Consider the following 18,942-nt stretch of genomic DNA (forward strand, 5'->3'; position numbering starts at 1 on the left):
GTCAGTTACCTCGTTGCTTGTAGATGTGATTGGGATTCAGCTTCGCCTTGTTGTCGGCGGCGCGTTGATCGGCCATGGAAGCCGGGTGTGCGGTGACGACCTGGGTGCTGCGGCCTTCCTCCGCTTTCATCGACAGCAGCTGTGCACGCACCGTGTCGAGGTCGGTGTTCTTCTCGATGAAGCTGGCAGCGAGGGTGTCATCGCCACGCAGCGCCGCAGCGCAGGCGTCCTGCACGTCGGTCGCGTACTCAATGGCGCTGGCAGCCGGTTCACCCTCCTGCAGCGGGCGCCGCAGCACGGCCACCGCGAGCGCCGGCGGCAGCTCACTGGATGCGATCGCAGCTGCCAACGCAGCTGCCGGGTTCTCCACGACGGCTGCAGGCGGTGCGGGTGCGGCCTCGGGCACCGGCGGCGTTGCCGCTGCCTCCGGCTCGTCGTCCGGATCAGGGTTGCCCGGCGCGGGCGGCGCTGCCGCTTCGGCCGCGCCGAGGTGCGCGATCAGGTCGTGCCAAGTGCCGATCCGGGTAGCGAAGCCCACCGCAACGGCGGCCTGGCCGCGATAGCAGGCCGCCTCGGTAGCGCGCACGGTTTCAGCTTCCATACCGAGGTTCCGCGCCACGGTGTCGACAAACATCGTGCGCATGTCCTCCAGATCGGCCATCGCCTCGGCATGCGCTTCCTCGCTAAGCGGGAAGTTCGGATTGAAGTCGACCTTGCGAGCACCGGCGAACAGCGGGGTTACCTTCAGTCCGATCTGGGCGTTGTTGCCGCTCCAGTCGTGGTGATAGCAGACCACGCCGACCGACCCGACACCGCCGGTGCGGCTGATCCAGATCTCATCGCACGCCGAAGCGAGGGCGAAGCCGGCGGAGTAGGCATGGTCATCGACCAGTGCGTACACCGGCTTCCGGCCACGCGCCTGGAAGATGTGGTCGACCAGATCGAAGCAGCCCGACGCCATACCACCCGGCGTATCCAGCCGCAGGATGATGGACGTCACCGCATCGTCGTTGACCAGTTCATCGAAGGTGTCGCGCACCGCGGCATAGCTCACCGGCCCAGGACCGCTGGCGCCCGGCATCGGCCGGTTGACCATCGCACCAGACAGGTTGATCACACCGATCAGGTTCTGGGTGACGCCAACCGGCTGCCCATCGGGGCCGGACACTTCGAAACGGTCGGCCTTCAGGACGCTGTCGTCGCTGGTGACCTTCCCTTCCAGATATCCGCCCACCAGCGCTTCACCGATGGCCGGCTGCACCAGCAGGGGCTGATTGAGGACCGCGGCAGCGAGCGAGGCCACCACGGGCGCACGGCTGCCGCGACCCAGCATTCGGGCCAACAGGCCAGGCTTACTCGTCATCGTCATTCCTTTCATCGTCGTTGGCGCCAGGGGCGCCGGGTTCGTCGTCCTGCCGGGCACCGGAGGCGTTCGTTCGCCTCGGGTCGCTGTCGTAGCGAAGCCCGGCCGCGTCTGCGCGCTCGTTGTCCAGCGCCTGCTCGGCATCAACCTGTTCGGGATCCTCGCCAGCGCTCAGCACCACCTTGCTGCGCGACTTGAAGCCCGCCCGCACCGCCTTGAGTTCTGAGGTCACGTCCTGCACCGGATGGCTCCAGGGCCAGCCTTCGGGCACCCACAGGGTTTCGGTCACGTCATCACGCAGGGCTGCATAGCGCGGCACCTTCAGCAGACCCGACAGCACTGCCTGGTCGATGAACGCGTCGCGCACCCGCTGGCAGAACATGGGGATCATGAAGAGCCACTGGTCCTGCTCGATCACCCGGCGGAACTCGTTGAGGATCAGGCGCAGCGCGCGGTCGGATACGTTGCGCAGGTCGCCGGTGAGCACCTCGTAGGGCACGTCCTGGCTAGCGCATATCGCCAGCAGGTGCCCACGCAGAAACTCGGCATAGTCCGAGCCGGCGCTGGGCGGTGCGGCAAAGGTGACCTTGCGGCCCGGTGGCAGCTCCTGCATCGTGCCCGGCTCGAGCCCACCGAGGGCCGTACCGTCTGCATCCTCACCGGTGATCAGGTCGCCGATGGCTTCGCCCTCTTCCCCATCCGCGTTTGCTTCGGTGGTGATGAAGCCTGCGAAGAGGTTGGCCAAGGCCTGCCGTTCCAGCACCGCGTCATCCAGCCGGTCCAGGTTGAACATGCGCAGCAGGGCGGGAGCCGAGCCCGGCACACCGCGCATCGCACCGGCTCGGTTCGGCCGGTACAGGTGCAGCACCTGCTCGGCCGGAACGCGCACCAACTCGTTGCCGTTGACGGTCAGCTGCAGGTCGCCGGGGTGCTCCCGGTACATCCAGTAGGCCACGCGGCGGCCGATGCTATCGACCTCGATGCCTTGCCGGATCACGTTGCCGTTGCTGGCCACGCCGTTGTAGTGCTGCGGGCACTGCTCTGATTCGATCAGCTGCACCTGCAGCGGCACAGGCAAGCCGTCCTCGGGCCGCCGATACCGGATGCGGGCGAACACCTCGCCGGCCTCCTTCCACTCGCGCCAGGCAAGCGCTTGCAGGCCGTCCCAGCCAAGCACGCCATCGGCATCAGCGTACTTGCCCCAGCGCATCCACAGCTTGGTGACCTTCTTCTTGTGCTCCTTCGTGCCCCAGATGGGCTTTGCCTGGATGCCGGTGGCGATGCCGTTGGACACGCTCTTGTTGAGCGCGCTGACCATCCATGGGTCATTTCGGGCCAGGTGCCGGGCCCGTGCCAGCAGCGTCGGCAGACCCAACAGCGATGCGTTGGGCCCGAGCGACGTCGGCCGGAAGGTGCGCAGGCGGCGGCCGTTGCCGGCGGCGCGGTAGCTGCTTTCGGCGATATCAGACATTGCCCGTCCCCGATTGGTAGAGGCGCACGATGCGTCGACGCCGCGGTGCACCTGCGGCTTGGCCCAGTTCGTCGCGCATCTGCTTCAGCAGACGGCGCATCTCCACCAGGCTCTGGTAGGTCACGGTGCGGTCGGCATATCGGACGCTCAGCACGCCGGCCGCGATCGCGGCCTCCAGTTGCTCAACTTGCTTGTTGGTGAATGCCATCTCAGCGTCCCAGGTACTTGCTTCGGATGACGCGGCGGGTGCGCGCACGCGGCATTGGCGCCGGTGCGGCGTCGTCTGCCCTCACGTCAGGGTTGTCGTCCCACGCCGCAGCCCATGCAGGCGGCGCGGTCCAGTTGATGGCCGGAACCTTCAGCCACAGCGCCATGCCCTCTGCATAGCCGCACAGGTCGAACGCCTCATTGCGTCGCTTCGCCAGGTTCTCCCAGCCCTTTGCCGTCCGCGATTCGGCTGTCAGCTCGGCGTAGAACGCCTCTGGCAGCCAGTCGGGGAAGTGGTAGTAGCCCGGACCGGGCTCGGCCCGCTTCACGTTGGCGTCTACCGTGTCCTTCAGCCTGTCCACGTTGAGCAGCAGCTGCGGCACATCGCCCTTCGACCCTGATTTGCGATCCCGGCGCTTACTGCTGTCAGGGAAGGTCTCGCGGAACAGTCCGCCCTCGCGGCGCGCATCGCCCTTGATCAGCCTGACCCTGGCATGCAGCTTCCGGGCCTTGAGCGAACGCCAGAACTCCAGCGCGCGCACCGAGGTGCCCGACTTGCCACCCCAGTCGATGCCCACCGCGTGCACGGGCATGCTGCGGCCGGTGGCGTCGTCCAATGGGTAGCGACGGCTGATGACCTTCTCGACTAGCCGCTCCCAGTCTTCCAGGTACTTCGGCGGGTCCAGCGGCAGGAAGCCGCCTGAGCCGTCTTCGCGCTTGGAGGTGCGCAGGGTGAAGGAATCCACTATCCAGCGTTCCAGTTGGCCGAACTCGTTGATTCCAAATCCCAACACCAGGATGACGAAGCGGTTTGCCTGGACGTCGACCTCACCAAGGAGGAATCGGACGCCCGCAGGCACAGCGCCCTTTGTCCAGACCTCTGCACGCTCCTGCATCTCGCCCGGATCGCTGGCCGAGCGTGCCGCCATCGGCACGTAGTTGATTGCGCCGTCCACGTTGTGCGTGGTCTTGAGGGGCCGCTCTTCGCCGGTAGTGGCGAAGGTGCGCAGCGCCTGGAGGTAGCGCTCGATCAGCGATTCCCAGGACTGGTAGGCCGCAGCAACACCGCCCAGCCAGTAGCTGGCGATGCGCGCCTCAGGCCTCTCACCGGTGACCGTTCCGTCGGCGTGCACGACCTGGCCCTCTGCAGCCCAGACGCCAGCGCGATTCATCCCATCCTTCCACCGGTGCTGCAGACCAACCCCACAGTGCGGGCAGTGCAGCAGCGAGTAGTGCCGCGCCATCTTCTGCACGTCGTCCAGCACCACCCGCTCGAGCAATTCCTCCATCGGCGGCAACGCGAAACCGTCATAGCCCGGCGCGGCCTGAAACCGCTCCCCGCACTCCGGGCACGGCCAGTACCAGCGGCGCCGGTCGCCACGCGCATACAGCGCGGCGATACCGGCTGCCGGTGGGCCTTGGTGTGGGTGCAGCGGCTTCCAGGCGCCGTCGGCGTAGTCCGTTGCCGGGCTCGACTCGGCCACCACCATGCCGGCTGACATGTAGGTCTGCGTGCGCTTCAGGCCCAAGCCGAAGCATTCATCAATGGTCAGGTCGCCGGTGTAGTTGTCAACGTCCGTCATCAGGACGTCGTGGATGTCCTTGCCCGACAGCACCGACACCGAGGGCCAGCCCATGCGCAGCGACATTCCCGAGCGGAAGAACTTCAGCAGGATGTTGTCGTCGTGGGCACGCGGGCTCAGCCGGGAGCGTAGTTCCGGACTGGCGGCGATGCTGCGGGCGATACGCGTCTTGCTGTAGTCCTCGGCCGCATCCTTGGACATCTGCACAACCATGGCGTCAGCCGGGTTGCAGGTGATCAGATACGCGAGCCGTGCATCGATCAGCGAGATGGTCTTGCCCGACCGCGCCGGCCCTACGAACACCACCGCCTCGTAGTGGCGGCTGCCGGTCGTATCCAGCGGCTCGACCATGTAGGGCGTGGTGTCCGGATCCCAGCCGCCGGCGGCGCCAGCGGCATTGGCCACCTGCAGCACCCGCGCCCCCTCGCTGACCCTGATGCGGCGCGGCGGCCGGATCATCTCGGCAACGCCTTGGCGCACGCTACGCGCTGTCGCGTACGTCGTCATCGGTGATGCCCTCGTACATGGATTGCCGGACGCGATCGCACTCGTCCTGGACCTTCACGACTTGCTCTGGCGTGAGCCCGGCCTTGCGCTCGAGCACATCAGGCAGCGTGTCGAAGAACTGCACGACCTTCTTCACCAGCTCGGCGTAGTCGGCCTCGACCTCAGCCGCCGGCACCAGCTGCCCGATGGTCGACTCGACCTTCAGGCGCTCGTTCTCCGACTGGTAGTAGGCGCGGCGCTCCATCGGCGGCAGGTCGCGCGGATCGACCACACCCTCCGCGCCGAACGCCGCGGCACCCGGATTCACCAGCGCAGGGGCTGCATCGGCCAGGCGATAGACGTCGTGCCCAGCGCGCTTGGTCAGCGGCGGGACGCCGGCCTCCTTCAGGCGCTTGCTGGCCGTCCGGCGGTCCATCCCGAACTCATCCGCCAGCCTGGCCACGGACCAGCCTTTGGTGAATTCGTGGATGTCAGCCATGTTCTACCCGATGCACAGCCTATTCAGGCCAGAAAATGCGGTTTCTCCCGGCAAAAACCGCCAAATGCGTGGCCTGTGGTGGAGCACCCTAGAGGCCGAAATACTGTCTTTTACCGGGGTCCGAATTCCCCCCGGTTGCTGTGGATAACCCCAGGGGCCCCCTCGTTCGTGGAACGTGACCCGTGAAACATCATGCCCGCATGAAGCTCCACGGGTTCAGCTCCCCGTCTCCGCAGCCGGCTTGCCCTGCACCTGGTTGATCGCATCGAACTGCGCCTCGTACTGCACCAGGCAGCGCTTGCGGCCGTTGCTCACATCGAACACTGCCGAGGGCTTACCGTCCCGCACCCAGCTACAGCGCTTGGTCAGGGCGGCATCGATGGGGACATAGGTAGCCACCGGAACCTTGATCAAGGCAGGCGCAGGCGGATTCGGCTTGGTAGGCGCGGCTTGGCATGCAGCCAGTAGCGCAGCTGTGACAACCACGATGACGCGCATGTCAGTACCCCTTCAAAGCTGGGCAGGCGGAATCAAGCAGCTCCAGCGCCGCCTTGCAGGTGTCGGGCCGCTGCTCATAGCGGCTGCGCCAGGTGGACGCTTCCTTCTCGGACGCCTCGATCTTGCCGGCGAGTGCCTGCAGTGCCGCCGCGCTCTCTGCCTTCAGGGCTTCCAGCTTCTCGGCCTCTGCCCTAAGCGCGGTGGCGACCTCGGCCAGGCGCTGATCGCGGGTGTCCACGTCGGCCTGCAGTCGAGCCGCATCTGCGTCCCAGTCGGCCCGGACCTTGATCACTTGGGCGCTCAGGTCGCGGATCTTCTGCTCTTTCTCGTAGGCAGTCAGCCCTGACACCGCGCAACCGAAGGCCAGCACCGCGCATACCACCTTAATCTTGCTGCCGGGCTTGCTCAGCCACTGCAGTGCGTCGGCGGCCGCGCCAATGACCAAGCCCCACGCGGCACGAAGGAATCGAATCAGTACGCTCATGGCTTATCGCCTCCGATGGCGCCGGTGGCTTTCTCCACCATGCGCACGTAGCCGGGCAGCAGCCGGCGGATCAGAACGCCGGAGATGCCCGCCAGCGGCAGCTGCGGTGCACCGGCGAGCTGGGGCCAGATCCATGCCGCGATGGCCACCACCCAGGCTGCAAGAACTGCGTACGCTGCGACCGCAACGGCCAGCGCGGCCCAGCGAGCTGCCGTTTGCAGCAGCCGATGCCGGCGGAGCCTATTGGCGTCTGCCGCCACCCGCCCAGCGTCCTTGTCCGGAAGGATCAGCACACCGATCAGCGCGCCGGCCAATGCAAGCAGCAGTACTGACTGCGGAACGCCGAGGATGATTCGCTCTGCCTCACGTAGTGCGTCTGCGGTTGCCGGTGCCACAACGGCGGCGGTGAACGTCCCGACGACGATCTTGAAGGTGCTCACGGGCTCGGTCACGGCGCGACTGCCCCGCCAGCCTTGCAGTATGCAGTCAGCAGCTTCTCGACGGCGTGCTCCGGCTGGCCGTAGCCCGCACCCGGCAGGCTCGCCCAGATGTTGCGCACGGCCCGAATGGCGTCGGTGATGCGCCCCGCCTGGATCAACGGAAGTGCGCGGCGTTCGCGGATCAGCTGGATGGCCCAGAGATCCTGCGAGAGCGGCCCGAAGTCCGGCAGCTTCAACAGAGCGCGGTAGTGGGCATAGTCCTTCAGCATGAACTGGTAGCGACCAGATGCGTTGGAGGTCAGGCCCTTGCGGTTGATGGCCTTGGATTTCCGCCCCCGGGAGAACGGGTGCACCGAGTAGTCGGTGAAGATCTCCGGCACACGATCGGCACCAGTCACGATCACGTCGTAACCCTGATTCTTCGTTGCGGGGCTGGTGCTGGTGCCCTCCGACCACGCCAGCATGTCCAGGAAGGCAACGACATTCGTACCGCCTGCCTGTTGAGCGGTGATCTTGGCCATCGGAGATTCCTGCTGAAAGGCGCCCGCCCCGCTGCCGGCTAGGCGCGAGGGTTGATCCGGTCGGGGAACGGGCATAGAGAACGCTGGGCCGTGGCCCAGCTACGTGGTGTAGATCAGTTCAGTGCGTGCTACCCCAGCACCGCCGCCGACTGTGTATCGAATAGGCACGCTGACGCGGTGGAATCGATCGAACAACGCGCGCATCTGAGGGTGGTCGTTGATGGTCAGGATCGCCCTACCCTTCAACGCGCCCATCACGGCGGCCAGCTGCTCGTACTCTTGCAGCGGAAATGCCTGGCCATAGCCTGTGGTCTGCCAGTACGGCGGATCAAGAAAGAAGAGCGTCTCGGGCCGGTCGTACTTTTCAATGCACCGCTGCCAGGTCAACTGCTCGATCACCACTCCATGCAGCCGCAGATGGGCATCGCTCAGGTCCTGTTCCAACCGGAGCAGGTTGATGCGCTTCGTGCCGGTGGGGCCCACTCCAAGCGTCTGGCCTTCCACCTTCCCGCCAAAGCTGAGCTTCTGCAGGTAGTAGAACCGAGCAGCGCGCTGAATGTCGGTCAGGGTGTCGACGTGCTGCAGCTGTGCCCACCTGTACATCTCACGACTGGTAAGGGACCAGCGGAAGTGTCGAACGAACTCGTCCAGGTGGTTCGCCACGACACGGTACAGCCGTACCAGTTCGCCATGGGTGTCGTTGAGCACCTCGATCTTCGCTGGCGAGCGCTCGAAAAGCATCGCTGCACTGCCGGCGAAGGCTTCAACGTAGCAGGTGTGGTCCCTCTGATTTATCAGGGGAAGTAGGTGTTTCACCAGGCGCGTTTTACCGCCCGGCCAAGGGAATAGGGTCTTTGTGTTCAAGTCTCAGCTGTTGCGACATTCGTTAAGCAAACTGCTCGCGCTCTCCGGAGGGCGGCAGGGCTTAGGCCAATGGCACGCGGCTGAAACGCGTGTACTGCGGCGACGCCCCGGTGCTGGCAGGCATCGGGGCGTCGCTCTGTTTGATGGTTGGGCTTCGCACCCCAGAAACGACGAACCGCAGGTCACTGGACCTCCCGAGTCCAGGCCTGCGGCCGTTGAGTGCGGGTTGATTGGAACCTCGCCCACGTTATCGATTGGACAACAATCCTGGTTCCCAATGCAACTGCGGTAAGGTTCCTTACCGCAGTCGGGCGAATGCGGTAAGGTTCGCGGCGACTGCGGTAATGTTCCTTAATATTCTCCGCTCTATCACCTACTGAGGAATTGAGTAATGGGTCAACTCGTTGTGTTCGAGAACCAAGTGATTTCGACAGATGCCGTCGCATCGTTCCAACTCCACGCCAGTGCCGCAACAATTGAAGTGCTCTTGAAGTCCGGCCACGAGTTGAAGCTGGTGTTCAGCAGCGACGAGAAGGCACGAACCGCTTTCGATGACTTCAAGCATGCGTTTGCAGTGATGGGAACTCCCATTAGCTACCTGAATTCTTAACATAGAGTGGGGGGGCGCGCTGGTCCCCCACCTACCTATTGAATACCCTGCCGCTGAACTCCTTCCGCCCATCTTCCAGCGTCTGTCGCAGCGCTGCGGCAGCGATCCCGTACACGCGCAGGTAGTCCCCCTTCCGCATCTTTGCCGCCTTGGCAGCATCCTGTGCGGCGATCTTCCCTTCGGGCCACACCAGGTCGTTCACCGCATCCTGCAGCACCAGCCTCATGCGCCAGCGGTCAGCCGGGTCATCCATTCGCAGCGCTGGCTTTGTGCCGTAGCGCCGCTGCCACTGGATCTGCCGCATCACCCGCCTGGCCAGAGAGCGCCCCAACGACGACAGAGACACCCCCTGCCCGCGCAGCGCCACCGCCAGCACGACCTGCTTGGCGACTGAGTCGCGCATCATGCCGACCGCGCCGGCGATATCTGCCGCCGTCAGGGGCGGCATGGTTGACCGGCCGTCCGATGGCTCCCGGAAACTACCACCGACCAGCATGCGGGCGATCAACTCGAGCGGGTCACGCACCAGGGTTGGCTCCGGCACCGGCACCCGGCCACGCACCACCCCGGCCGCCGGCGGCGCTGGAAGCACGTGGGGCTTGTGCCCCCATGCATGGGCCGCATGATCTTCTGCATATGCGCCTACGCACAGCTCACCATGGGCACTGCAGCGCGCGCACACCACCTGCGCGCTGCGGCGGCTGCCGGCACTGCCCCGCGCGCGCATGCGCACGTCGTCGCTGCCGCAGTTGCCACACGGCGTCAGGTCCACCGCGGGCGCGGCCACTGCCGACATCAGACCACCTCGCAGTTGCTGACCCAGCGGGACCGGCCGTCCTGCCAGACCTCCCACAGGCTGCCGTCGACCTGGCACCTGATGGGGCCCTCCTTTCCTTCCAGGTACAGGTGGTGGGTTGCCTCGTCCAGGCTGAGGAATTTGAGAATCATCGGGAGGTCTCCATGGTTGTAACGTTGGTTGTTTCCAGGGCCGCGCCCTGCTGTTGAAGGAACTGCTGGGCCAGCGCGCGCAGCTGGTTCTCGCCTACGTCCAGACGCTCCACCAAGTGTTCCCCCGGGCTGCGCACGCCCTCGATCTGCTCCCGCTTGACCCCGAGCACGTCCGACACGATCGGGTCGCTGCCGCTGTCGGAGAGCAGGAAGTACGCCATGACTGGCTCAGTCTGGCCGTCGCGGTGCACGCGGCCGATGCACTGCTCATGGACGCCAGGGGACCAGTCCAACTCACCGAACACTACGGTGCTGCACACGTGCTGCAACCCGTCGATGCCGGCGCCAGACCGGAGGCTGATCAGCATCACCTGACTGTCGCCGGCGATGAATGCCTCCTTCGCTGCCTGCTTCTGGCTCGGCGACTCGCTGCCGGTGTACATGACAGGGTTGTAGTCAGCCAGCTTCTCCTGCCAGATGCTGTAGACCTCCCGGTGCCACCCGAACAGCAACACCTTCTGGCCGCTCTCCAGCAGCAGCCTGACGAACTCGGCCACGTAGGGCGCCTTGGCCACGCCTGTCGCCTGTCGCAGCAGCCGGTCGAACTCTCCGGCTGCCTGCATCTTCTCGCCCCGGTACTGCTCGTTGGCCCGGAGGATGATCCGCGCCAGCGCTGCGGCGTCACCGGTGATGGCGTCCAGCGCTTTGGCATCGGCCTCGACCTCGTGCGATATCTTCGACAGCGCCGGCAGCTCGCGCCCCACTTCCTTTCGAGTGCGGCGCAGCATGATCCCTTGGCGCCGCAGGTACTGGCCGAACTGCTCAGCGTCCTGAAGCTTGGCCTTCTCCCCCGGGGCAGAGATGCACCACTCCCGGAGGAACTCGTCATAGGTGCCGAGGCAGCCCGGCAGCAGCGGGTCGACTACGTGGAAGAACTCGCACCCGTAGTTGTAGATCGGGGTGGCGGTCAGCCCCATACGCAGGCGCGCGCGGTTGGCCAAGTAGCGACAGGCGCGGTGGATGCTGCTGTCTGGGCTGCGCAGCTGCTGGCATTCTTCGAACACCACGTACTGCGCGATCTCCCCCAACGTCTCAGCCCACCCGCGGAGCTTGTGGTAGCTGATCAGGATTACGTCTGGCAGCGTGTCCCACAGATCCTTGATCCTCTGCTTCGGCTGCAGCACGAGCGGGTACGGCGCCCCCTTTCTGATGTGGTGCACGCGCAGCTGAGGCGCGAACTCGGCCAGCTTCTCCGGCCAGTGGTTCGGCAGCGCCGCCGGGTATACCACCACCGCCGGCAGGTTTCCCGGAGCGGCCATCGGACAGATGCCGGTGACCGTCTTGCCGAGGCCCAGATCATCCGCCAACAGCAGGCCGCCACGGATGGACAGCTGCGCCCCCGCCACGCGTTGGTACTCGCGCGGCGGCTTGGCCAGGGTGAACTCCGGGATCTGCACGCGGCCGGCCAGCAGGTCGCCCAGGCTGCGCTCCATGTCCACATGCTCATCGGCCAGCAGCTGCAGCGCGCGCTGGGTGTCAGCATCCATCGACAGCGGGTAGCGCTGGGTGAACCACTGCAGCTCCCGGCTGTTCTCTGGCGTGGCCGACAGGTCGATATGCTCTGCGGCATGCTGGCGCACCCTGGGAAACACGCGCTTCATCCGCGCGCGCACTTGCGGCTCGCAGATCACCCGCCAGGTGCTGTGGGAGGCGCTGTACAGGAGGGTTCCGTAGGTCGTCTGCATTACAGCGCCTGCCTCTTCAGGCGAATGATGTTGAACGGCTTTCCCTGCCAGGCCGGCCGGGCCACGAGCGGTCGTTCGCCCCAGCGTTCTGTGGTCGCCAGCAATACGCCGCGCACTTGCGGGAGGGTGATGTAGCGCCCGACCTGCCGCAGGGCATCTGCGAGCGAGCCGGCCACCTTCACCTCGATCACCAAGCCATCCAGCCAGAAGTCAGCGCGGTTGCTGGCGTCCAGACGGTACTCACGCAGGTGCGCATGGCCCGCCTGGTCCAAGACGGTGGCCAGTGCCTGGTGCAGCTGCACCTCGGATCCGTAGCGATACCCGAACCCAGCCAGCAGCCGGCCAATTCCCTTCAACTGCAACTGCTCTTCCATGGCGGTGCCCGGCTTCACAGGTGCCACCTCCCGCTGCGTGATGATCGGTCCACCCATCATTCGGCCCCTTCCATGCGTGGAATGCGCCGCCTGCTCTGTGCTTCAGCTTCGGCCTTTGAGACCATTTTCACCGCCGTACTATCGTGTGCCTCCGGGCGACCGGCGATCGTTGCCATCTCGACCATCTCGGCAGCCTTGATGTAGGCCGTGCGCGCCATCGGCGTGGCAGCACTGGCCAGCCTCCGTATCCGGGTCGCGGCAACCAGGACGGGGCGCTCGGGGATGCAGCCTGTGGGCGGCGTGAGGGCGGCGATGATGGCGTTGATCGCGGCCTGGTCGTTCCTGTCGACGTCAGCACCGCAGCCAACGTGGTAGGCGTCCTCGTGTAGCCCAAGCTTTCGCAGCTCGGTGTCCAGCAACTCCCGCGCCCGCTTCTCGATAGCGTCCATCAGGAGACCTCCGCTGCCAGCTGCAGCCCGGTCGCGGCGTCAGCCTGGGCCCAGGTCATCTGCCCCCGGTCGATGCTTTCGGCCAGACGCGACAAGCCCTTGGCCGTGACCAACACCTGTTCGTGCACGCGCTCCTGCTCGCCCTCGGTCCGCTGCACGCAGGCCTTGTGCACCAGCACCCCCTGCTGAAGACGGTTCTGGTAAGCCAGCCAGTTCTTGCTGCCGGCGCGGCGGTAGATCCAGCCGTGCTCGGCCAGCCAGGCGAACAGCTGGCGCGGCTGCACCTGCAGCATCTTGGCCGCGGTGCTGATGTTGAAGGCGCCATCTGCCTGGGTCAGGCGCAGCAGCGCGCGGACCTGCGGTTCTTGGTACTGCACGCGCGCCTCGAGGATCTCGGCCTTCTCGCTGTAGGACAGCAGTAGCGCGCGAAGCGTCGCCGGATCGGTCAGCGCCTGCATCGGGTCAGGTGCGGGAACACCGGCGGCCAGCGCGTCGTAGGCGCGGATCACCTGCAGGCTGAAGCTCGGGCTGATCCACATGGCGTAGGCATAGACCAGCTCGCGCACCACGTAGCTGCCGCCGTAGCGGCCGGCCACCGAGTGCACGGGGTAAACCCGGGATTCCCCGGAATTGACCAGCTCGGCCACCAGTTCCTCGGTCTGCTTCAGGCGCTGCCAGTCGCTGGGTTGGTGCCGCTTGGCGCCGCCGGCTGCCTGGTGCAGATCGTTCAGGCAGAACCTGCCCACGTCGTCGCGGCGCACACTGGCGCCGCCAATCATCATCGCGTTCAAGAGAACACCTCCGTTTTCCAGCCGCCGCCTTCGGCGCGCTGGACTGCCAGGAATCGGAATGGGTACATCGCAGCGGCAACCTTCACCTTCACTCGGGCGTCTTCTTCCCAATAGCCCTTGACCTCGTGGGCCTCCAGTTCGCCGGCCGCCGTCATCACGAAGAAGTCGATGGTCAGATGGGTCTTCTCGGCCAACTTCAGCTTCACGGACTCGAATCGAAACCAGACGACCGCGCCTGCATGCAGCTGCAGCTGCAGGTGCTCGGCATAGGCGGCCTCGGTCTGGTTCATCACGCCAGGCACGTGGCGAGGCCGGCCACGCGCGACCTTGCCTGCGGCATTGCCGCTGCCGGAAGGCTGAGCGGCCGACGGCGGCCTGTAGGCTCGCGGCGCGGCCGGCGCCGGGGCGGAGGCAGCCGTGCTTGCCTGTATTAGACGGCGCATGCCCTCCGGCATGTCCTGCGTGGTGGCGTAGCGCAGCGAGCGGCTGGACGTCTTCTTCGGCGGCATCAGGCGGTTGCCTCCATAGCGCCCCACACGCGCATGGCGCGCTGGCGGAATGCTTCGAACTCGTGCCGGGCGCGCTGCTGCGCGGCCTGGTGCTCCCGGTCCATCTGCTCGAGCATGCAGTCGAACTCGACATTGAGCAGACCCATCAACTGCTCCATGGAAATGCCGCCCCGCGTGCGGTGGGTCGGCGCCGGCGCCAGCTGCGGCATCGCCAGCTGCTGCTGGCCGGACGGCGGCAGCGGCATGCTGTCCACGCGGCCGGCCTCAGTGACCGCCCATGTGGCTTCCGGTCGGCCATGCCGCATGCTGACGCGGTTCTCGCAGCGGCACACCAGACCATCGCGGTCCAGCTCGCGGAGCAGGCCGGCGGCGGCCGCGGTGGTCAGCAGCATGGCCTCGCGCGGCGCCCCGCCCTCGAGCGCGGCGTTGCCCATCAACTCCAGCGCTTCCGCTGCGGTGCTGTCACCGTGGATCCCCAGGCAGAACAGGATCAGCTGGCGCTGGTAGGCGCGGATATCAGCCGGCTCCATGCGCGCCTCCAAAGCCTAGCTCGGCAGCCGCGAGCGCCATGGCGCTACGCGCGGCATCGCGATCGCGCACCACCTGCGGCTCCGGCTTCGGCGCGGGCAGCGCGGCCGCCGGCGCGGGAACGGCGCCGCCGTCCATGACGTGCTTCACCGCCCGCTCGTAGGCGTTGGCCAGCATGCGCTGCTGCAGCGCGCCGCTCTCCGCAGTGCGGTAGGCGTGCAGGTCCAGCTTCGACCGCACCAGCACGGTGAACCCGCTGTGGTCCTGGCCGGGCCGCATCTGGCCGTCTACTTCGGCCAGCGCCGGAACGCCCAGGCACATGGCGCGGAACTGCCCGGGGTTCGGTGGCCACTGCAGCGCGCTGCGAAGGCAGTTGGCGAGACCCTCGGCCATCTGGCGCGGGGTGATACCGGACATCACCTGGAACCACAGTTCACCGGCGGTGGTCAGGTTGCCAGCATTGTTCACCGGGGCAGCACCATTCTCGCGTACCCACTTCCCGGGAAACATGCCGGCCATGCGCTCCCACACGGTCCACAGGGCGCTCACCGCACGCTGGTCCGGGTCAGTGTTGGACGTATTCGAACTCTGCATCGATGACGTCTCCGCCTGTTCCGCCAAGGCTGCCAACTGCCGTGCGCTGTTCGAATTTGCGTCGCTCCTCGGCGACGTGGTCGGCAGAACCGAGTTGAGGGTTTGCATTGGGGCCTCCGGTGTTGGTGGTGTTCGTCGGCGCTGCGCCGGCGGCGTGTCGGTTGCGGGCGGTCCTGATTGCCCAGGGGAACGGGTTCGTAATCGGTGGCGATCGCGCCAGCCCTTCAGCGACCGTGTGCCCCAGCGTCTCCGGGGTCACACCCTCGGCCAGCGCAGCCAGAAGGTCGGGATGGCTGGGGTTGGTCGAATGGCAGCCGGCCTTCCGCATCAGCAGGCACGCACGCCCCGCATCAGTCACACCGCTCAGAGATCTCTGAGTGTGCAGTGATGTATCTGGAGTAATAGATATGGGGTCTGGGGTCTGGTTACCCGTGTTCACACCTGTGTTCACGCCCCCTGTCACGCGTGACTGGCGTGACATGTCACGGCCTGTCACGCGTGACAAAGATGCATTTGTCACGCTTTCGCTGTGCGTGACATGCGTGACATGGAGCGCCTTAAGTTCAGCCATTGATGCCAGCCCCTCCGGCACGACCCCGACACGCCGCAGATCCTCGAACAGCATCGTCCTACGTGCACGGGTTCGTGCTTGGCGTTCCGTTTCATTGCTCTTCTTCGCATCGCGTCGCCCTTTACCCTCGGCAATACGGCCTTGGGCTTTGGCGATCTGCTCGTCACAGCGCTTGCTGTGACGCAGGCCATCCTCACCCACCGGGAAGTAGCGCTCGGCGACCTTCTTGACCGCTGCCTTGTCGCCTGCGCTGATGGCGCCGGCAATGATGTAAAGCTCAGCCGGACTCTCCGGCAGCGCCTGTTCTTCGGCGTAATAGGCGAGCATCAGCTTGAAGTAAGCGCCGTGCTCGATCAGGGACAGCCGTGTGGTGTCCTTGAGGTAGTCACCGGGGTACATCTCGAAGTAGATCATCAGGGTTCCCCGGCGCCGTGCTTGCCGCGCGCTGCAGAGCCAGGGCTTCCAATCCTGATCAGCTCATACTCGTTGGGCGGCAGCGTCTCCAGCCGGTACGTCTCGCCCAAGCTGTTGCGCCAGCGATATGCCGTGGCGCGACTCACGCTGAAGTGCCGGACAATGGCCTCCACGGTCGGGAACTCGCTGCGCTCGACCGCCCAGCGCATGAACTCCATGACGATCCTGGTGGTGTTGTAGCCAGCAAGCGCATGCTGAGGAGCGCTACGCCGCGGTTCCGTCGCAGATGTCACGGCGGCTATGGGGGCTACAGCCGGTTCGCGCTCGGCCGTCGAGGTGCAACGCGCAGGGCCACAGCGCAGCCCGAGGGTTGGACTGATGTTCATCCCGTCGCCCCCACATGGCCCGATGCGGGAACCTCACGTCCCAGCGCGGTACTCAACTGCCGCAGGCTGGGAAGCCGCCGCTTCGCGGCCGCTGGATCGTTCAGGTCCTGCAGCGCCAGCAGCCAGCGGTAGGCGGTCGCGCGGGACAGGCCGAATCGTTCTTGCAGCGCGTCGACGCGTAGCGGCTGCGCCTGATCCTTGGCCCACAGGACCACCTCCACCATGGGTAGCAGCGGCACCACACTTTCCGGGATCCGACGGCCAGCACTGTCGAACTCGCCGACCACGGCAATCGCCCAGCTCACCATTGCACCGCCGCTCATCGCTGCAGGCCCTGCACCGCGCGCGGCGCCAGATCCTGCAGGTGGCCGGTGACGTACTGCCTGGCGGTGATCAGCTCGGCTTGCAGCTGCCCCATCTCGTCCAGCGCACGGCGCATCTCCGGGATGTCCTTCGGGCAGATGCGGCCATCGGCCAGGATGTTGGTCAGCGCCTCCAGGGTGAGACCGAACTCCACTGACAGGCGAGCCACGGCCAAGACGCCGGCGTGCGGCTCCATCATCGGAATGCGCGCACCCAGGAATCCGTAGCGCTGAGCCAGCTCGCGAGCGCAGGCATCGCGCCACTGCGCCGGCAGCGCGCGGACCCACGATTCCTCCAGGTCCACCGGCATCTTGACCGTGCCGTTGCGATATCGGCCGATCAGCTGGGCGTTCGCCTTCAGCGCGCGCTCGATGCTGTCGGCATCAGTGCCGGCATGAAACTGGACGATGCGCTCGGTCGGGGCCACATCCGCCAGGTACTGCTCGGCGATGGCCTGGGCCAAGCTGGTGTCGGTGTGACCGCTGTTGCGGATGGCGTCGGTCGTGTGGCGGAACACCACTGCAGACCGGGGTTCTTGGTACTGAGGATCTGGCTTCATTTACGCACCTCGGGAGGCGATGCAAAGTGGTCGCCATGGACAGGACGACCGATATCAAGGAATTGGGTGTCGCCCTCCCTGCGTTAAGCTGGATGTGCGAACAACACAGCCCGCAGGGAGGTCGACATGGAAACTCAGTTGTTAAGGGACATTCGAGCGCTTCTGATTTCGAAGCGAGCAAGGGAGCTGCAGGCGTATCCAGAACTGGCAAAGGTGGAAGGCGACGTGCAGGTGACCATCGACATTGGTGGTCGCGAAGTGCGCATGCTCACCTTAGAAGCGGCGTTGCGGATGGCCGTCATCGAGATGGAGAGCGCGCGCGAAGTCATCGACGAGTACTCAACGACTTAAGATCGGGGCGGCATGCAGCGGCCTGGCGTGCATCGATCCGCTCGAGCACCTCGGCGATCCTGAGCAGCAGGACATCGACGCTATGCCCCGCCGAGACTGCGGGCACCTCGCTATCGGTTGCCGTGGGCGATGAATTGATCTGCATCGCCTGCATCAGGGCTTGCCTGGAGGCTGCGTGCTTTCGTGCACGTTCAATGGGGCATTCGGCCAACTCTGCTTCGAGAGCAAGTTGCTGGCTGCGCAGCAGATCCAATTTGATCTGCAGCTGTTCCATGGTCCCGAGGCGACGCATCTTTGAACGGGCCATGGCTCAGGCGCCCTCAACCGGAACGATGCGGTCAGCGTCTGGATCGTTCGTCGGCGGATGATGGAGCGCCTGGAAGTGCGCCGGCATCAGCACGAATCGCAGCTTCAGTGCCCACAGATCATCAATTTGACCGTCAGGCCATTGGTACACAGCCGACGGCGTGATGCCGAGAGCGCGCGCAAGCGCGGCGGCATTGCCGTCGTAAGCGGCGATGGCTTCTTCCTTGGTAATCCGGGGCATGTTCATGCCCACATATAAGCACGCTTCTACTCTTCGTGCAAGCACACTAACTTAACGGACTAATAAGCTGGCTAATATGACTACTGCCCTTGCCACTCGCCTAAAGCGTGCCCGCACCGAGTGCGGCATCACCGAACCAGCAGACGCAGCGCGACGCGCTGGCATCACCGCTTCTGCCCTCTACCAGCTCGAAGACGGCAAGACGAAGTCACTCAGCGGCGAAACGGCGGTGAAGCTCGCGCGTGTCTACAAGCCTTTCAGGGTTGAGTGGCTGATCACCGGTGAACTACCTGAGCGCTGGGACGAGTCTCATGGGTCTGCGATATCAGGCAGTGAGACACCCGCCGGGTATGTTCGCCTCCGAGTGATGGAAGGCGAGGCTTCAGGGGGCTTTGGCGCAATGAATCAGGATTACCCGGATGTCGTCCGGGAACTAGACATCGCAGAGTGGCAGGTTCGCCAACAGTTGGGCTTCGTGCCTGAAGGTGATCGGGTACGCCTGGTCACCGTGCGCGGGGATTCCATGTATCCCGACATCAAGAATGGAGACGTAGTCTTTGTGGACGTCGCCAAGGACTACTTCGATGGCGACGGCCTGTACCTAATCAATCTGCACGGGCTGACATACGTAAAGCGCTTGCAGCTTCTGCGGGACGGCCTGCACGTCATCAGCACCAACCGTAAGTATCTCAGCGAAGTAGTGCCTGCCCAGGAAGCCGATCAACTCCACGTGGGCGGCAAGATCCTTGGATTGGCGCTGCTCCGCAGCGCACAGGAAGTTTGAAGC

The 18,942-nt window shown here is 65.4% G+C and carries 28 protein-coding genes; 3 read left to right on the forward strand and 25 right to left on the reverse strand.

Features of this window, described 5'->3' with window-relative positions; all coding sequences use genetic code 11:
• Position 1: 1 nt before the first annotated feature.
• From ACZK2R_RS20600 to ACZK2R_RS20645, 10 genes are all read right to left on the reverse strand, one after another.
• Positions 2 to 1,363 carry a S49 family peptidase gene (locus tag ACZK2R_RS20600; protein ID WP_478487585.1) on the reverse strand — a complete coding sequence of 454 codons (1,362 nt, stop codon included), beginning with the start codon at positions 1,361 to 1,363 and terminating at the stop codon, positions 2 to 4.
• A complete protein-coding gene (locus ACZK2R_RS20605; RefSeq protein ID WP_478487586.1) occupies positions 1,353 to 2,834 on the reverse strand; it encodes a phage portal protein in 1,482 nt (493 codons plus the stop codon). Before ACZK2R_RS20605 ends, ACZK2R_RS20600 begins: the two co-directional genes overlap by 11 nt.
• Positions 2,827 to 3,042, reverse strand: a complete 216-nt coding sequence (locus ACZK2R_RS20610) for a phage head-tail joining protein (protein ID WP_070471463.1) — start codon at positions 3,040 to 3,042, stop codon at positions 2,827 to 2,829. The genes ACZK2R_RS20605 and ACZK2R_RS20610 overlap by 8 nt, the downstream gene beginning before the upstream one ends.
• A 1-nt stretch (position 3,043) precedes the next feature.
• Positions 3,044 to 5,083, reverse strand: a complete 2,040-nt coding sequence (locus tag ACZK2R_RS20615; RefSeq protein WP_478487587.1) for a terminase gpA endonuclease subunit — start codon at positions 5,081 to 5,083, stop codon at positions 3,044 to 3,046.
• Positions 5,084 to 5,105: 22 nt separating this feature from the next.
• A complete protein-coding gene (locus ACZK2R_RS20620; protein WP_008265668.1) occupies positions 5,106 to 5,609 on the reverse strand; it encodes a DUF1441 family protein in 504 nt (167 codons plus the stop codon).
• Positions 5,610 to 5,825: 216 nt separating this feature from the next.
• A complete protein-coding gene (locus ACZK2R_RS20625) occupies positions 5,826 to 6,107 on the reverse strand; it encodes a hypothetical protein (protein WP_478487588.1) in 282 nt (93 codons plus the stop codon).
• 1 nt (position 6,108) lies between these two features.
• A complete protein-coding gene (locus ACZK2R_RS20630) occupies positions 6,109 to 6,591 on the reverse strand; it encodes a hypothetical protein (RefSeq protein ID WP_478487589.1) in 483 nt (160 codons plus the stop codon).
• Positions 6,588 to 7,031, reverse strand: a complete 444-nt coding sequence (locus ACZK2R_RS20635; protein ID WP_237760634.1) for a hypothetical protein — start codon at positions 7,029 to 7,031, stop codon at positions 6,588 to 6,590. Before ACZK2R_RS20635 ends, ACZK2R_RS20630 begins: the two co-directional genes overlap by 4 nt.
• Before the next feature lie 8 nt (positions 7,032 to 7,039).
• Complete coding sequence (locus tag ACZK2R_RS20640; protein ID WP_478487590.1) at positions 7,040 to 7,552, reverse strand: glycoside hydrolase family 24 protein; 513 nt, start codon at positions 7,550 to 7,552, stop codon at positions 7,040 to 7,042.
• 99 nt (positions 7,553 to 7,651) lie between these two features.
• Positions 7,652 to 8,416 carry a DNA adenine methylase gene (locus ACZK2R_RS20645; protein ID WP_478487591.1) on the reverse strand — a complete coding sequence of 255 codons (765 nt, stop codon included), beginning with the start codon at positions 8,414 to 8,416 and terminating at the stop codon, positions 7,652 to 7,654.
• 391 nt (positions 8,417 to 8,807) lie between these two features.
• Between ACZK2R_RS20645 and ACZK2R_RS20650 the strand changes: the two genes are divergently transcribed.
• The gene (locus ACZK2R_RS20650; RefSeq protein WP_478487593.1) at positions 8,808 to 9,026 is read left to right on the forward strand and encodes a hypothetical protein; all 219 of its coding nucleotides are present in this window, start codon (positions 8,808 to 8,810) and stop codon (positions 9,024 to 9,026) included.
• Between the two features lie 31 nt (positions 9,027 to 9,057).
• On the opposite strand, the gene ACZK2R_RS20655 is transcribed toward ACZK2R_RS20650, so the two are convergent.
• From ACZK2R_RS20655 to ACZK2R_RS20715, 13 genes are all read right to left on the reverse strand, one after another.
• On the reverse strand, positions 9,058 to 9,822 hold the full coding sequence (locus ACZK2R_RS20655) for a hypothetical protein (protein WP_478487595.1): 765 nt from the start codon (positions 9,820 to 9,822) through the stop codon (positions 9,058 to 9,060).
• Complete coding sequence (locus ACZK2R_RS20660; RefSeq protein WP_197597190.1) at positions 9,822 to 9,974, reverse strand: hypothetical protein; 153 nt, start codon at positions 9,972 to 9,974, stop codon at positions 9,822 to 9,824. The genes ACZK2R_RS20655 and ACZK2R_RS20660 overlap by 1 nt, the downstream gene beginning before the upstream one ends.
• Positions 9,971 to 11,719, reverse strand: a complete 1,749-nt coding sequence (locus ACZK2R_RS20665; RefSeq protein ID WP_478487597.1) for an SNF2-related protein — start codon at positions 11,717 to 11,719, stop codon at positions 9,971 to 9,973. The genes ACZK2R_RS20660 and ACZK2R_RS20665 overlap by 4 nt, the downstream gene beginning before the upstream one ends.
• Entirely contained in the window at positions 11,719 to 12,150 is a 432-nt protein-coding gene (locus ACZK2R_RS20670; RefSeq protein WP_478487598.1) for a hypothetical protein, read from the reverse strand. Before ACZK2R_RS20670 ends, ACZK2R_RS20665 begins: the two co-directional genes overlap by 1 nt.
• Complete coding sequence (locus ACZK2R_RS20675) at positions 12,150 to 12,542, reverse strand: hypothetical protein (protein ID WP_478487599.1); 393 nt, start codon at positions 12,540 to 12,542, stop codon at positions 12,150 to 12,152. The genes ACZK2R_RS20670 and ACZK2R_RS20675 overlap by 1 nt, the downstream gene beginning before the upstream one ends.
• A complete protein-coding gene (locus ACZK2R_RS20680) occupies positions 12,542 to 13,324 on the reverse strand; it encodes a phage antirepressor KilAC domain-containing protein (RefSeq protein WP_478488042.1) in 783 nt (260 codons plus the stop codon). The genes ACZK2R_RS20675 and ACZK2R_RS20680 overlap by 1 nt, the downstream gene beginning before the upstream one ends.
• Before the next feature lie 5 nt (positions 13,325 to 13,329).
• Complete coding sequence (locus tag ACZK2R_RS20685; protein ID WP_478487601.1) at positions 13,330 to 13,842, reverse strand: hypothetical protein; 513 nt, start codon at positions 13,840 to 13,842, stop codon at positions 13,330 to 13,332.
• The gene (locus ACZK2R_RS20690; protein ID WP_478487603.1) at positions 13,842 to 14,372 is read right to left on the reverse strand and encodes a hypothetical protein; all 531 of its coding nucleotides are present in this window, start codon (positions 14,370 to 14,372) and stop codon (positions 13,842 to 13,844) included. Before ACZK2R_RS20690 ends, ACZK2R_RS20685 begins: the two co-directional genes overlap by 1 nt.
• Complete coding sequence (locus ACZK2R_RS20695) at positions 14,359 to 14,964, reverse strand: hypothetical protein (protein ID WP_478487604.1); 606 nt, start codon at positions 14,962 to 14,964, stop codon at positions 14,359 to 14,361. Before ACZK2R_RS20695 ends, ACZK2R_RS20690 begins: the two co-directional genes overlap by 14 nt.
• Positions 14,936 to 15,949, reverse strand: coding sequence for a YdaU family protein (locus ACZK2R_RS20700; RefSeq protein ID WP_478487605.1), 1,014 nt, complete (start codon positions 15,947 to 15,949; stop codon positions 14,936 to 14,938). The genes ACZK2R_RS20695 and ACZK2R_RS20700 overlap by 29 nt, the downstream gene beginning before the upstream one ends.
• A complete protein-coding gene (locus ACZK2R_RS20705) occupies positions 15,949 to 16,167 on the reverse strand; it encodes a hypothetical protein (RefSeq protein ID WP_478487606.1) in 219 nt (72 codons plus the stop codon). The genes ACZK2R_RS20700 and ACZK2R_RS20705 overlap by 1 nt, the downstream gene beginning before the upstream one ends.
• Before the next feature lie 164 nt (positions 16,168 to 16,331).
• Positions 16,332 to 16,640, reverse strand: a complete 309-nt coding sequence (locus ACZK2R_RS20710) for a hypothetical protein (protein WP_478487608.1) — start codon at positions 16,638 to 16,640, stop codon at positions 16,332 to 16,334.
• Between the two features lie 14 nt (positions 16,641 to 16,654).
• Complete coding sequence (locus ACZK2R_RS20715) at positions 16,655 to 17,257, reverse strand: hypothetical protein (protein ID WP_478487610.1); 603 nt, start codon at positions 17,255 to 17,257, stop codon at positions 16,655 to 16,657.
• A gap of 126 nt (positions 17,258 to 17,383) precedes the next feature.
• Here ACZK2R_RS20715 and ACZK2R_RS20720 point away from each other — a divergent pair, with 126 nt between their 5' ends.
• A complete protein-coding gene (locus ACZK2R_RS20720; protein ID WP_478487611.1) occupies positions 17,384 to 17,608 on the forward strand; it encodes a hypothetical protein in 225 nt (74 codons plus the stop codon).
• On the opposite strand, the gene ACZK2R_RS20725 is transcribed toward ACZK2R_RS20720, so the two are convergent.
• Both ACZK2R_RS20725 and ACZK2R_RS20730 read right to left on the reverse strand, forming a co-directional pair.
• A complete protein-coding gene (locus tag ACZK2R_RS20725; RefSeq protein WP_478487612.1) occupies positions 17,583 to 17,915 on the reverse strand; it encodes a hypothetical protein in 333 nt (110 codons plus the stop codon). The genes ACZK2R_RS20720 and ACZK2R_RS20725 overlap by 26 nt on opposite strands.
• Positions 17,916 to 17,918: 3 nt before the next feature.
• On the reverse strand, positions 17,919 to 18,155 hold the full coding sequence (locus ACZK2R_RS20730; protein WP_478487614.1) for a Cro/CI family transcriptional regulator: 237 nt from the start codon (positions 18,153 to 18,155) through the stop codon (positions 17,919 to 17,921).
• 76 nt (positions 18,156 to 18,231) lie between these two features.
• Here ACZK2R_RS20730 and ACZK2R_RS20735 point away from each other — a divergent pair, with 76 nt between their 5' ends.
• Entirely contained in the window at positions 18,232 to 18,939 is a 708-nt protein-coding gene (locus tag ACZK2R_RS20735) for a S24 family peptidase (protein WP_478487616.1), read from the forward strand.
• Positions 18,940 to 18,942 lie beyond the last annotated feature (3 nt).

This window comes from Stenotrophomonas sp. 96582_Sma, from assembly GCF_056480905.1.

What these genes read in the sequence shown, in the direction of transcription:
- ACZK2R_RS20600 (WP_478487585.1), bottom strand. Translation starts at nt 1,363, where the DNA reads ATGACGAGTAAGCCTGGCCTGTTGGCCCGAATGCTGGGTCGCGGCAGC.
- ACZK2R_RS20605 (WP_478487586.1), bottom strand. Translation starts at nt 2,834, where the DNA reads ATGTCTGATATCGCCGAAAGCAGCTACCGCGCCGCCGGCAACGGCCGC.
- ACZK2R_RS20610 (WP_070471463.1), bottom strand. Translation starts at nt 3,042, where the DNA reads ATGGCATTCACCAACAAGCAAGTTGAGCAACTGGAGGCCGCGATCGCG.
- ACZK2R_RS20615 (WP_478487587.1), bottom strand. Translation starts at nt 5,083, where the DNA reads ATGATCCGGCCGCCGCGCCGCATCAGGGTCAGCGAGGGGGCGCGGGTG.
- ACZK2R_RS20620 (WP_008265668.1), bottom strand. Translation starts at nt 5,609, where the DNA reads ATGGCTGACATCCACGAATTCACCAAAGGCTGGTCCGTGGCCAGGCTG.
- ACZK2R_RS20625 (WP_478487588.1), bottom strand. Translation starts at nt 6,107, where the DNA reads ATGCGCGTCATCGTGGTTGTCACAGCTGCGCTACTGGCTGCATGCCAA.
- ACZK2R_RS20630 (WP_478487589.1), bottom strand. Translation starts at nt 6,591, where the DNA reads ATGAGCGTACTGATTCGATTCCTTCGTGCCGCGTGGGGCTTGGTCATT.
- ACZK2R_RS20640 (WP_478487590.1), bottom strand. Translation starts at nt 7,552, where the DNA reads ATGGCCAAGATCACCGCTCAACAGGCAGGCGGTACGAATGTCGTTGCC.
- ACZK2R_RS20650 (WP_478487593.1), top strand. Translation starts at nt 8,808, where the DNA reads ATGGGTCAACTCGTTGTGTTCGAGAACCAAGTGATTTCGACAGATGCC.
- ACZK2R_RS20655 (WP_478487595.1), bottom strand. Translation starts at nt 9,822, where the DNA reads ATGTCGGCAGTGGCCGCGCCCGCGGTGGACCTGACGCCGTGTGGCAAC.
- ACZK2R_RS20660 (WP_197597190.1), bottom strand. Translation starts at nt 9,974, where the DNA reads ATGATTCTCAAATTCCTCAGCCTGGACGAGGCAACCCACCACCTGTAC.
- ACZK2R_RS20665 (WP_478487597.1), bottom strand. Translation starts at nt 11,719, where the DNA reads ATGCAGACGACCTACGGAACCCTCCTGTACAGCGCCTCCCACAGCACC.
- ACZK2R_RS20670 (WP_478487598.1), bottom strand. Translation starts at nt 12,150, where the DNA reads ATGGGTGGACCGATCATCACGCAGCGGGAGGTGGCACCTGTGAAGCCG.
- ACZK2R_RS20675 (WP_478487599.1), bottom strand. Translation starts at nt 12,542, where the DNA reads ATGGACGCTATCGAGAAGCGGGCGCGGGAGTTGCTGGACACCGAGCTG.
- ACZK2R_RS20680 (WP_478488042.1), bottom strand. Translation starts at nt 13,324, where the DNA reads ATGATGATTGGCGGCGCCAGTGTGCGCCGCGACGACGTGGGCAGGTTC.
- ACZK2R_RS20685 (WP_478487601.1), bottom strand. Translation starts at nt 13,842, where the DNA reads ATGCCGCCGAAGAAGACGTCCAGCCGCTCGCTGCGCTACGCCACCACG.
- ACZK2R_RS20690 (WP_478487603.1), bottom strand. Translation starts at nt 14,372, where the DNA reads ATGGAGCCGGCTGATATCCGCGCCTACCAGCGCCAGCTGATCCTGTTC.
- ACZK2R_RS20695 (WP_478487604.1), bottom strand. Translation starts at nt 14,964, where the DNA reads ATGCAGAGTTCGAATACGTCCAACACTGACCCGGACCAGCGTGCGGTG.
- ACZK2R_RS20700 (WP_478487605.1), bottom strand. Translation starts at nt 15,949, where the DNA reads ATGATCTACTTCGAGATGTACCCCGGTGACTACCTCAAGGACACCACA.
- ACZK2R_RS20705 (WP_478487606.1), bottom strand. Translation starts at nt 16,167, where the DNA reads ATGGAGTTCATGCGCTGGGCGGTCGAGCGCAGCGAGTTCCCGACCGTG.
- ACZK2R_RS20715 (WP_478487610.1), bottom strand. Translation starts at nt 17,257, where the DNA reads ATGAAGCCAGATCCTCAGTACCAAGAACCCCGGTCTGCAGTGGTGTTC.
- ACZK2R_RS20720 (WP_478487611.1), top strand. Translation starts at nt 17,384, where the DNA reads ATGGAAACTCAGTTGTTAAGGGACATTCGAGCGCTTCTGATTTCGAAG.
- ACZK2R_RS20725 (WP_478487612.1), bottom strand. Translation starts at nt 17,915, where the DNA reads ATGGCCCGTTCAAAGATGCGTCGCCTCGGGACCATGGAACAGCTGCAG.
- ACZK2R_RS20730 (WP_478487614.1), bottom strand. Translation starts at nt 18,155, where the DNA reads ATGCCCCGGATTACCAAGGAAGAAGCCATCGCCGCTTACGACGGCAAT.
- ACZK2R_RS20735 (WP_478487616.1), top strand. Translation starts at nt 18,232, where the DNA reads ATGACTACTGCCCTTGCCACTCGCCTAAAGCGTGCCCGCACCGAGTGC.